General features: G+C 37.2%; 11 protein-coding genes and 1 pseudogene. 5 read left to right on the plus strand and 7 right to left on the minus strand.

Features of this window, described 5'->3' with window-relative positions; translation table 11 throughout:
* Positions 1-204: 204 nt before the first annotated feature.
* From PH210_RS28390 to PH210_RS28415, 6 genes are all read right to left on the minus strand, one after another.
* On the minus strand, positions 205-1,644 hold the full coding sequence (locus PH210_RS28390; protein ID WP_289989902.1) for a glycoside hydrolase family 1 protein: 1,440 nt from the start codon (positions 1,642-1,644) through the stop codon (positions 205-207).
* 133 nt (positions 1,645-1,777) lie between these two features.
* Entirely contained in the window at positions 1,778-2,071 is a 294-nt protein-coding gene (locus PH210_RS28395; RefSeq protein WP_289989903.1) for a phosphocarrier protein HPr, read from the minus strand.
* 35 nt (positions 2,072-2,106) lie between these two features.
* Positions 2,107-3,558: a glycoside hydrolase family 1 protein gene (locus PH210_RS28400; protein WP_289989907.1), complete on the minus strand. Its 1,452-nt coding sequence runs from the start codon at positions 3,556-3,558 to the stop codon at positions 2,107-2,109.
* Between the two features lie 4 nt (positions 3,559-3,562).
* Complete coding sequence (locus PH210_RS28405) at positions 3,563-4,810, minus strand: PTS sugar transporter subunit IIC (protein ID WP_289989909.1); 1,248 nt, start codon at positions 4,808-4,810, stop codon at positions 3,563-3,565.
* Between the two features lie 12 nt (positions 4,811-4,822).
* A complete protein-coding gene (locus PH210_RS28410) occupies positions 4,823-5,146 on the minus strand; it encodes a PTS sugar transporter subunit IIA (protein WP_289989910.1) in 324 nt (107 codons plus the stop codon).
* The gene (locus tag PH210_RS28415; protein ID WP_289989911.1) at positions 5,146-5,466 is read right to left on the minus strand and encodes a PTS sugar transporter subunit IIB; all 321 of its coding nucleotides are present in this window, start codon (positions 5,464-5,466) and stop codon (positions 5,146-5,148) included. The genes PH210_RS28410 and PH210_RS28415 overlap by 1 nt, the downstream gene beginning before the upstream one ends.
* Before the next feature lie 241 nt (positions 5,467-5,707).
* On the opposite strand from PH210_RS28415, the gene PH210_RS28420 reads away from it, so the two are divergent.
* The 3 genes from PH210_RS28420 to PH210_RS28430 all read left to right on the plus strand — a co-directional run bounded on the left by PH210_RS28420 (position 5,708) and on the right by PH210_RS28430 (position 9,344).
* Positions 5,708-7,618 carry a BglG family transcription antiterminator gene (locus PH210_RS28420; RefSeq protein WP_289989912.1) on the plus strand — a complete coding sequence of 637 codons (1,911 nt, stop codon included), beginning with the start codon at positions 5,708-5,710 and terminating at the stop codon, positions 7,616-7,618.
* Between the two features lie 366 nt (positions 7,619-7,984).
* Entirely contained in the window at positions 7,985-8,533 is a 549-nt protein-coding gene (locus PH210_RS28425; protein WP_289989913.1) for a phosphatase PAP2 family protein, read from the plus strand.
* A gap of 145 nt (positions 8,534-8,678) precedes the next feature.
* A complete protein-coding gene (locus PH210_RS28430; RefSeq protein WP_289989914.1) occupies positions 8,679-9,344 on the plus strand; it encodes an LbetaH domain-containing protein in 666 nt (221 codons plus the stop codon).
* Between the two features lie 72 nt (positions 9,345-9,416).
* On the opposite strand, the pseudogene PH210_RS28435 reads toward PH210_RS28430, so the two are convergent.
* A pseudogene (locus PH210_RS28435) lies at positions 9,417-9,838 on the minus strand (carbohydrate ABC transporter permease); the annotation flags it as partial.
* Positions 9,839-9,856: 18 nt separating this feature from the next.
* Between PH210_RS28435 and pbp4b the strand changes: the two are divergent.
* Complete coding sequence (pbp4b, locus tag PH210_RS28440) at positions 9,857-11,137, plus strand: penicillin binding protein PBP4B (protein ID WP_289989915.1); 1,281 nt, start codon at positions 9,857-9,859, stop codon at positions 11,135-11,137.
* Between the two features lie 95 nt (positions 11,138-11,232).
* A complete protein-coding gene (locus PH210_RS28445) occupies positions 11,233-12,123 on the plus strand; it encodes a MurR/RpiR family transcriptional regulator (RefSeq protein WP_289989916.1) in 891 nt (296 codons plus the stop codon).
* The last annotated feature ends 10 nt before the right edge of the window (positions 12,124-12,133 follow it).

A 12,133-nucleotide genomic window follows, 5' to 3' on the forward strand; every position in this document is an offset into this window, starting at 1 on the left:
TCCTCTTTTCATTGTTTATCGTCGCTGAAAACAGTGTTGCCAAGAGTGAATAAAATGACTCTTTGTTTTTACACAATTATATGGACTTTATCATTATTTTTACGGTTTGAAATATAAAAGGCCGCAGATTGGCAGATAAGCTAGTTATGGCTGAATCAGAACAAAAGCACCTGTTTATATAAACAGATGCTTTTGTTCTATTTGTTAACCTAAATCTTCTCCATTTGTCACGATTACTTTTTGATACCAGTAAAAACTGTCTTTTTTCTTTCGTTCAAGCGTTCCATTTCCATAATCATCCTTATCTACATAGATGAAGCCATACCGTTTAGACATTTCAGATGATGAACAACTGACAATATCAATTGGTCCCCATAGGTAATACCCAAGCACTTCTACACCATCCTTTATTGCCTCTTTTACTTGTTCAATATGTCGTTTAAGGTAATCAATTCGATAGTGATCATGGATTTCTCCATTATCATCGATCTTGTCATATGCACCAATACCATTTTCAGTAATCATAATCGGTTTTTGGTAACGATCATAATATACGTTTAATGCTGTTCTTAAGCCTAACGGGTCAATGGACCAACCCCAATCACTTGCTTCCAGCTCTGGGTTTAATTTAGAAAATACTGGTTCCTTTACACTTTCTGCATCTGCAATTCGTGTGTAGTAATAAGAAAAGCTAAAGAAATCTGCTGTATTTTTGAAATCCTCTTCATCATTTTCACCAAACTGAATAGTAATATTATTTTCTTCAAAGAAGCGATAGGCATAGTTTGGATATTTACCACGCATTAGAATATCTGAGAAGTAGTATTCCATTTGGTTACGTTTTACAGTTGCAAGAACATCTTCCGGATTACATGTTGCAGGATGAGCAATTGCATCAAAAAGCATCATACCGATTTGCATCGCCGGATTAATTTCTTTTGCTATTTTTGTTGCTCTCGCACAAGCAACCAGCTCATTGTGAGCACCTTGGTATTTAGCTTCCAACAAGTTTTCCACTCGATCTGCAGGGATACCAAGGTGATTAAAAGATTCAAATGAAATTAAGTTAATTTGGTTTACAAGAATCCAGTATTTCACTTTGTCTTTATAACGTTTGAATAGGACTTCACAGTAGCGGACAAAGAAATCAATTGTTTTTCGGTTATACCATCCATTGTACTTGGTTGCCAGATGTAACGGCATTTCATAATGAGAAACGGTAATTAGTGGTTCCATACCATTCTTAATAATTTCATCTATTAGATTGTCATAGAATTTTAACCCTTCTTCATTCGGCTCTGATTCATCGCCGTTTGGAAAAATCCGGGCCCAGTTAATAGAGGTACGGAACGAGTTCATCCCTGTTTCTGCAAGCATTTTCAAATCTTCTGGATATCTATGATAGAAATCGATCGCTGTGCGTTTTGGATATTGCCCCACTTTATCTTCTAACGCTAACCTAATATCTTCCGATGTCAACTCATGATTACTTCTTTTCTTAATATCAACTTTATCATTAAACAGATTGATGTCAGCTGCACATAATCCTTTTCCACCTTCTAAGTAAGCACCCTCTGCCTGGTTTGCAGCAATAGCTCCACCCCAGAGAAAGTTTTCAGGAAATTTGTTTGGATTTTTTTTCATGTTGATTCCTCCTCTAAATATTAGTTAAGTAAGGATTCATTTCATTACCTCATACTCACTCTTTACCTTCATTAATGTAACTTGAGCATGAGCAAATAGAAGAGAGAAAATAGATTCCTCTCCTCAGAAACATCTATAAAGATAACTGAATAGTATTTGTTAAATCAGCAAGACCTTCTCTAGTTAAGGTCTGTTGAAGTTGATCCAATGCTTCTACTTCATCCAGACCATCTGCCACAATATCAAATTCTTCACCGTAAGTAATACCCAATGAAAGGACACCCATGATGGACTTAAGATTGACTGATTTTCCATTATATTTAAGTTTTACTTCACTATCAAATTTGCTTGCAGTCTGTACTAAAATGGTTGATGGACGTGCATGAATTCCCGTTGCATCTTTAACTTTAAAGGTCTTTTCTATCATAACCCCGTCGCGCTCCATTTCTTTAACTATGGTTATTAAACTTCTAAACCATTAGTTGCAATAACTTGCTTATACCAATAAAAACTATCTTTTTTAATTCTATCGCCTGATCCTTTACCTTCGTCGTCTAAATCTACATATATAAAACCATAACGTTTTGACATTTGTTGTGAAGAACAGCTTACAATATCAATTGGACCCCAAGCACAATAGGCAATGACATCAGCGCCATCTTGGATTGCGCGCCCCACTTGTTCGATATGATCACTTAAATAGGAAATGCGGTAATCATCATGAACCTGGCCGTCTTCTAGTTCGTCATACATGCCAAACCCATTTTCAGCGATAATAATTGGTTTTTGATAACGGTCCCAATTTTGGGAAAGTGTATTATATAAACCTTGTGGATCCACACACCAGCCCCATGGGTTAGCGTCTAAATATGGATTTACCGTAATCGAATCCGCTTTATTTACATTCTTTGTTGAATCAACCATTTGTGAGAAATAATAGGAGATTGCTAGGTAATCCATAGTATTTTCACTTAACAGCTTCTTTTCTTCCTCTGTAATTTCAAGATTAATATTGTTTTCCTTGAAGTAATTTAAAGCATATCTCGGATACTCGCCTCGAAATTGAACATCTGTAAAGAAGTATTGCATACGATTATGCTGCATGGCCAAGACAACGTCATCTGGCTTACATGAATATGGATATACAGTCATATCAGCAACCATTGTCCCGATTTCCAAGTCATAGTTTAATGTTTTCGCGTACATTTGAATTTTAGCGCAGGCAACCAGTTGATTGTGAACGGCTTGGTATTCTGCTTCTTCAATATTTTCATATTGATCTTTACAAAAAGCCAGGGACAAGAATGGTTCAATCTGAATCATATTAATTTGGTTAATGACAATCCAATACTTTACGCGATCACCGAATCGATCCAATAACACCCTGCCATAACGATCAAATATATCAATTACTGCTTTATTTTTCCAACCGCCATACTGCAATGTGATGTTGATAGGTGTTTCATAATGCAGCATGGTGATGATTGGTTCGATTCCGAGTGACTTCATCTTATTAATCAGCTTGTCATAGTGCTTTAAAGCTGCTTCATTCGGTTCCATTTCATCCCCGTTAGGGAATACTCTTGACCAATCAATGGAAGTTCTGAAGGTTTTAAAGCCCATTTCTGCCAGTAATTCTAAATCGCTTTCAAAAGTATGGTAGAAGTCAATCCCATGGCGTTTAGGATAGTAATGGGTTGTATCAACAAGATTCTTTTTGACTTCTTCCAACGTCATACCTTGCATTTCCAGTCTTTGAATTTCTTCATTTGACAATCCTTTTAGATAGGGCTGTACATCAGATGAATTTGGCAGTTTACCATCTTCACTAAACGCCCCATCAGCTTGGCTTGCCGCAATGGCACCGCCCCACAAGAAATCTTTTGGAAAACTTAAATATTTATTTTGCCTCATATTATCATTCTCCTTCTTCCGCTAATTCGGCGTCTTGTTTAACGGCTTGTTTATCGTAAACCTTGAAAAATGGATAATATATAATCCACGTAATCGCAAACAATATTACGAAGAAAATTACTCCACGAATTGATTCAGTGACAATCCAGCTTTGGAACAGCACAGGCAAGTACCAAAGTTGGAATGGACTATGAGGGATGGGCACGAAACCGATTTTCATGACAATCCAGGTTAAAATAGGCCCTACTAAACCGTTAATCCACATTGGTACCATCAAAATCGGGTTAAACGCAATTGGCGCACCAAACACGACTGGTTCGTTTATATTAAAAATGGCAGGAATAAAAGATGCCTTTCCTATCATTCTTAATCTTTGTGATTTTGCCATAAAAGCCAACATGATGACGAGTGCTAATGTTGCACCACCTCCGCCGATAAGAAATAGATTCGCTGCCTCGGCAGTAAAGATATTGGTTACGGCTTTGCCTGCCTCGAAGTTTGCCTGGTTTTCGGCAATAGCAGGTAAAGAAATAGCGCTCATAACTGGGTACAAAACCCAACTTGAAATACCAAAAGTATATAAGAAAGCGAAACCAAGGAAGTTAATCAAAACAAATCCCCAGAAACCTTGTCCAAGATGAATTAACGGTGAAAAGATGGAATTGACTACATTATATAGGTTGATATGCAATTCAAATGTAAAAATCCAGCCAACTAATAGTATTAACGTAATGGGAATTAACGTGTTAAACCAAACAGCAACAAAGTCCGGAATGGCAGAATCCTCGCCAATGAGTTTCCATTTAGAGAAAAGGTTCATAACAAAGCCAACAAACAATCCAGCAACCAAAGCGGAAATCATGCCAGCTGTACCGAAAGAATTGAGATCAAACCTTATTTGCCCTTCTGCCGTTATTGTTGGGAATACCAATATTAAGAAAAACGCCAACCCGGCAAGACCTGCCTGTTTGGAAACTTCCTTATGGCCTTTATTGTTCATGACTGCTTCTGGAATCAAATATGCTAAAAATAATGAAAATAGTCCGAATGAGAAGGTACTGAGTAATGAAAGGTCAGGAAAGCCCTTCCAATAATCTTTAACAATAGACAATATGGTAGCAAAGGAACCGATGAAAACCATCGGCATTGCAGCTAAGATTGCGCTTTGGACTGATGCAACCCAAGGGTTTTTCGCCATCTTATTTACCTTCGGAGCAAAACTATCTGTCATCCACGACATCAATTTATCCATGTTATTCACTCCTTATAGTTTTTTGTATAATTTTATAATCTCCCGCATCACATTCATTTCCGACTTAACAGTCATTAATGTATCTTGAGCATGACCGAATAACGGTGAATACGGAAAATCATACCCTTCAGCTTCTTTTTGCAATGTTTCTGTTTGAGCTTTGTGTGCTGTGACAATTTCCTCATTTGCTTGATTCATTAATTTATCAGCTTGATCGAAATCTCTATTGGAAGCTTTGTCCACAGCTTGATAAACAAAATCACGTGCATTGCCGGCATGCAGGATGACGTTCATAGAAATTAATGCGAGTTCTTCTTTACTTACTTGATTTTCCATTATTGTTCACCGCCTTCTAAAAATTCCATAGCAATCTTAACTAAACCTTGGCCGTCCAATGCCCCATACACTCTTTGTGGAATGATACCGTATTTAACACCGGCTCCTTCACATGCCTCTTTAACATCGTCGATCATGTATTTCAAATGTGGTGCAACTAATAATAAATCAACGCTATTTAAATGTTCGCCAATTTCCGACTCACTTTTGGCTTTAAATTCTATATCTGCACCCAATTTTTTAACTGCTTTTCTTGCTGCAGCTGCCATAAAACCAGATGATGCTCCTGCTCCACAAACTAATAAAACTTTTTTTGTCATAATATTTTCTCCTCCTTTTGTTTACACGTTTAGTATGTCACGGTAAAGAAAGCGATACCAACAGGAAAATTTCCTACCCCTAGGAAAAATGAATTCGCTTTCATTTTAAACAAGGACTTTTTACAGGGATTCTAACGATAAACAAAAAAACTTCCTACCCCTAGGAAATTTTTAAATACTGGATTATTTTTAGCCTGGATTATACTAATAATATAAATGGAAAAAAGTGAGGTGAATGAATATGGAAAACTCAAAATTAAAAGCTTTTCTTAGTTATCTGGAAACCCAAAATGATTGGATTACAGCGAGTGCTTTAGCCAATCATTTTAAGGTTTCAACCCGAACCATCCGTAATTATGTGAGCACAATCAACAAAGATAAACCAATTATTTCCGCTGCCCAAAATGGATATAAATTAATACCGAGGGAAAGCAATGAACATGCACCGTCTTCTCAACCTCAAGATTCACCTTCTAGACGGATTAATATGATATTAAAAGAGTTAATCATAAATACAGAAGGATTAGATGTTTTTGATTTAAGTGAAAAAAATTTTGTTAGTACATCCACAGTAGAGAATGATATTGTTATTGCCAACGGTCTAATTGTTCCTTTCCATTTAAAAGTGAAACGGAAAAATGACATGATAATCTTGGTAGGGGAAGAAACAGAAAAGCGGAAATTAATGAGTCATATTCTTACACAAGAGGCCTCACCGCAATTTTTAAGTACGGTTAAAGTGCAGGAGCTATTTAAAAATTACAATATAACCCAATTTAAGAAAAATGTCATTAATATTTTAGAAAAATATAACCTACTTATAAATGAATATACAATCAACAGTATCATTTTGCATTTAGTTATTACGATGGATCGAATTAAAAATAATAAATCCATTGAGCAAACGTTAGAAATAAAAAGGTTAAAAAGTAATTTAGAAATGAATGCTGCAAAAGATATTGCCGATATGATTCAAAATGAATATGGAATTACATTTAATGAAGCCGAAAGATATTATTTATTACTTTTGCTTTCAAGTAAAACAACTCTTTTAAATTATCAATCCTTAACAACCGATTCTTTAACAAGCTTTGTGGATAAACACTATATTGAACTTGTACGGAATCTCTTGGATAAAGTACATGAATCTTATTTTATTGACCTAACGGATGATGAATTTATTGTTAAGTTCACACTTCATATTCGAAATTTAGTATTTAGAGCCAAAAATAAACAATGGTCCAGAAATCCTTTAACCTATAATTTAAAGGACACATACCCATTAATATATGAAATTTCCGTTTTTATCTCAAATGAACTACAAAAATTGGAAAATGTAGTAATTAAAGAAGATGAAATTGCTTATATTGCTTTTCATATTGGGGCATTTTTTGAACGCAAAAAAGAGTTGGAAACAAAAATTTTATGTGCTGTTGTTTGCCCGAATTACTATAATATGCAAATGAATTTGGTTAAAAAAATTGAAGCGAAATTCAGGGATGCTATCGAAATTATTCAAGTAACTTCAGAAATAGATAATTTACTTAATACTGATAAAATTGAATTCATCATTACGACACTTCCAATTAAGTCATTACAAATTCCAACTGTTTTCGTCCACCCCTATATAACGAAAGAGGATTATGAACATATTCAAAATCTTCTTTTAAAACTAAGTGAACGAAAAAATATTTTGGAAGTAAAAAATTATCTCGAAATGTTTTTCAACGAAGAATTGTTCATGAAAAATATTTATTTAAATAATGCCGAAGAATATATAAAATACATGTCTCAAAAACTTTATGAAAAGCAATATGTTAAAAAGGATTACTGTGAATCAGTTTTAGAACGGGAAAAAATGTCGTCAACCGCCTTTAACAATAATATAGCTGTCCCTCATTCAATGAAAATGGATGCAAAGAGAACTGGAATATGTATTATTATCAATGATAAGCCTGTAAAATGGGGGGAAGAAAAGGTTCAAATTATCACGATGATTACGATTAATAAAACAGAACGGCAACTATTCAGCCATGTTTTTGAGAGCTTCATAAACATATTATCTGAATGGGAAAATGTAAAGGAATTGACCAAAGCAATTGACTATACGGACTTTATGGGGAAAATCAGCTGTTTAATGGATGAAATTTAAGCTGCCTCTTTAACTGATGAATCATTGGACAAGTAACTGGGACGGTACTTGTGATGAAACTAACTTTACCAGAGACCAAGAGAACCGTTGACACTTACCTTGAAAAATTAAAAATAAATTGGGAAAAGACAATTAAAGGGCCTGAGTGGGTCCTTTTTGTTTTGGACAGGACATATATTAATTCTAATTGTTGTTTTTGGATTACATGCAGCTTATACGAACAGTTTGTTAGAATTTAATATATTAATCTAGGGAGTGCTGAAGGTATTGTTCGTTCCAACTTTAAAGAAGCTGAGTTGTATTTGTTTTTTATGTCTTTGTTTATTTTTTTTACTTGCCTGGTGGGTGAAAAAGGGACTCGGCTTTTTGTCATTCTTTGATGGAAAGATGGATGGATTTATTAGAGGATTTCATGACGAACGATTAATATCAATCGCAAAAGTTATTTCTCATTTAGGTGGTTATCGTTTTTGTTTGATGTTGACTATAATTTTGGCTCTGGTTCTGGTATTAAACCGTTATTTTTTGACGTCCTTTGTTTTATTCACAGCGTTTATAGGAACGAGGTTTCTTAGAAACCTTTTTAAGGATGTTATTGAGAGACCACGTCCTGAATTTAGCTTAATTAAAAATCATGGGAAATCGTTCCCGAGTGGACATATACTTTATGCTTCTATGTTTTATGGTTTAGTTTTAGGTGTTATTTGGTATGTGTTAATGAAAAACGGCAATAAGGCCATGGCTTGGTTTGTATGCTTGTTGTTTGTTATTATCCTTAGTTTAGTAGGGGCTAGTCGAGTTTATTTAGGTGCCCATTACTCAAGTGATATTTTGGGTGGTATTTTTCTAGGGATTGCATGTCTAACGTTTACATTTATGGTTTTAATAAAAATTTGGAAAAAAGGATGGCAATAATTCCGTTTTAGGAAGACCATGGGGTTTTAACTAACCCTCATCAGAAACTGTGAGAACCGTCCCTGTGGCTTATTAATCAGGTATTAAATTCAGAAAACTTACGTATTTTTATTAAATAAGCAATTTTCACTTGAAAGGAGAAAACATGTGGAATCCTCCAAGTAATCATTACACCCCCCTAAATATTTATAGTTACTTTGTAGGTCCCAATCCTCCAACATCTGTGAACCCTTCTTTAAAGTATCCAACAATCAGCAAAACGGCTTTCTTAAGTCCCTTTACTTTTATCGTTGGGGACGTTACCATTCGGAAAAATACTTTTATTGCTCCATTCGTAAGTATTCGTGCTGATGAAGGAACGCCTTTTTATATTGGAAGGAATACCAATTTGCAGGATGGGGTAATCCTTCATGGATTGAAAGATAAATACATGGAAGTTAACGATATGAAGTTTTCGATTTATATTGGCGATGGGGTATCTTGTGCCCACGGGTCCATGATTCATGGGCCATGTCGAGTGGATGATCATGTTTTTATTGGATTTCATGCAATTGTTTATAACGCTTGGATAGGTGAGGGCAGCTTTATTTCCAAAGATTCCGTTGTTACGGGCGGGGTAAAGCTTAAGCCCAATAGCTTTGTACCTCCCGGAGCCAGCATTGACACACAGGAAAAAGCAAATGTATTATCCCAAGTTCCTATAAATGAGGAGAAATTTGCTAAGGAAGTCCAAAGGGTTAATCAGGAATTTCCTTCTGCCTATTCCTTGTTTTTTGGTAAGAATAGGTGTTCATGCGGGGTATGCTGTTAAAAAGAAGACCACGGGGACGGTTCTCCTGGCTTTTTGAGCCATTAAAACCGTCCCCGTGTTGTTGTGGTATTGCTACTTAACTGCGCCTGCTGTGAGTCCTTCCATGAACTGCCTTGAAGCGAAGAAGAATAGGAGGATCATCGGCAGGGACGACAGGGTTAGTCCGGCGAACAAGGTGCTCCAGTCTGCAGAATGTTCTCCGAATAAGGATAACATGCCAATCGGAATGGTTTTCTTGGCACATCGGTGATGAAGATGAGCGGGAAGAAAAAATCATTCCAGGCGCCGATAAAGTTTACGATCATCACGGTACCTAAGACAGGACGCATTAAGGGAAAAATGATACTTCGGAGGATCCTAAAATCGCCGGCACCGTCGATACGCGCGGCTTCTTCGAGCTCATGCGGCAGCGTTTTAAAGAAACTCGTTAATATCAGAACGGCAAGGGGCAGACCGGTTGCCGTGTACATGCAAATCAATGACAGCAAGTTGTTTGGGGGAGGCCTTTAGGGATGAAGCCAGCTAAAGATAACGATGCCTTTCCAGTGTTGAGCAGGGTGAAACATCCTGAAGAAGCTGGATTTTCTTCAGAGAAACTGAAACAGGTTGATGAACGGATTCAAGAAGATATAGACAATGGTTTTCCAGGCGCTGTTTTACTGATTATCAAAGATGGAAAATTGGTAAAGAACACAGCTTATGGGTATGTGAAAAAATATGACGGCCTGACGCCATTAAGCCATCCTGAGAAGATGAAGGCCGATACCATGTTCGATTTGGCTTCAAACACCAAAATGTATGCAGCCAATTATGCGCTGCAAAAGCTTGTCAGCGAAGGAAAAATCGATTTAGATGACAGGGTGCAGCACTATATACCTGAATTTAAGGATGAGTCGGAAGACAAGATCAAAGGGAAGGATAGGCTGCGTCTGATCGACATTCTGCATCACAGTGCGGGTTTTCCAGCGGATCCTCAATATCATCATCCCGCTGCAGCTGGTACGCTTTATTCGCAGGATCGCGTTAAGACGCTGAAAATGTTATCTAAAACACCACTAAAATATGAACCAGGCACAAAGAACATATATAGTGATGTGGATTATATGCTATTGGGTTATATTGTTGAAAAAGTGACCGGACAATTGCTTGACGATTATGTTGAAAATAACATTTACAAACCACTAGGCCTTATACATACCCTGTTTAATCCACTTCAAAAAGGGTTTAAACAAACGGATTTTGCGGCAACAGAATTAATGGGCAATACGCGTGACGGCGTGATCAATTTTCCAAATATCCGGACAGACACACTACAGGGGGAAGTGCATGATGAAAAAGCATTCTATTCCATGGATGGTATTTCTGGACATGCAGGACTTTTCTCTAATACAGACGACTTAGCTGTGTTATTGCAAGTGATGTTAAATGGGGGAGGCTATGGGGACGTGCGAGTATTTGAGCAGCAAACCATTCATACTTTCGTCCGTCCATCTGCAACAAATCCAACGTATGGACTCGGGTGGCGAAGAAACGGAAATAGCAGCATGGCGTGGATGTTTGGTCCGCATGCAAGTGAGACCGCAGTTGGACATACAGGTTGGACGGGTACCGTTACGATACTTGATTTCGAACAAAATTTAGGGATTGCTTTACTGACCAATAAAAAGCATTCATCTGTTATAGACCCCATAAAAGATCCGAACACTTTTGCCGGGGATGGGTTCAAAACTGGAAAATACGGCAGTGTGGTTACTGGCATTTATGAAGCTTTAACAGCAACTCGATCTTACTAAATCGGTTTGAGGTTCCTGAGACCTGTGAAAAAAATGGAACCGATTTTTATTTGAATATGGGCATTAAAAAAGATGAAAAGAAAGAGTTGATTCCTATGTCTTTTATGACAGGCGGACTAGTAAGGCTTTCCGAAGTGCTTCCGAGCCTGCCGCCCTCCGAGAAAAAAATAGCCACCTACATTTTAGAAAATCCCCAAGAGGCCCTTTCGCTAACCACACATGAAATTGGAAAAAGAAGTCACACCAGTGGAGCGGCTGTCATTCGATTATGTAAATCATTGGATTTAAAAGGCTTTCAAGATTTAAAGTTACGAATTGCCGGTGATTTACAAAAGGCTGCCGTTCAAGGATTCCGGGATATTGAGTTGGAGGAATCCCCTTTTTCGATTATTGAGAAAATGACGAGCAACAGCATTCAAGCGATCAATGAAACGGCTGAGCTGCTAAGTCCGGATGAATTATCGAAGGCTGTTACCGTTTTGCAAAATGCGCGTACCATTCATTTTTTTGGTGTAGGTGCCTCCAGCATTATTGCGCAAGATGCTCAGCAAAAATTTATGAGAATCGATAAATCGGCCACAGCCTTCACAGATTTCCATATGGCAGCCTCTATGGCGGCTATTGCCCATAAAGATGACGTTGTGGTGGGAATTTCTTTTTCCGGCAATACCTTTGAGGTGGCAAAAATTCTGGAACTGGCGAGCCGAAAAGGAGCACAAACGATAAGTCTAACCAAATACGGCCCTTCTTTGGTTTCTGAACAAGCAGACATTCGGCTTTACACTTCAAAAACAAAAGAAGCCGCATTCCGAAGCGGAGCGACCTCTTCCCGTATGGCCCAATTGCATGTGATGGATATTCTTTTTATGTGTGTTGCCTCTCAACAATACGAGAAAACACTGACACATATAGATGAGACAAGAGAAGCCATTGGTTTTTTAACGAAATATAGGAAAAAGAATTTTCTTATGAAAAATCATAGATGACGGTGGGGAA

The sequence above is a fragment of the Paenibacillus sp. BSR1-1 genome (assembly GCF_030403775.1).
Classification (GTDB): Bacteria; Bacillota; Bacilli; order Bacillales; family Cytobacillaceae; genus Neobacillus.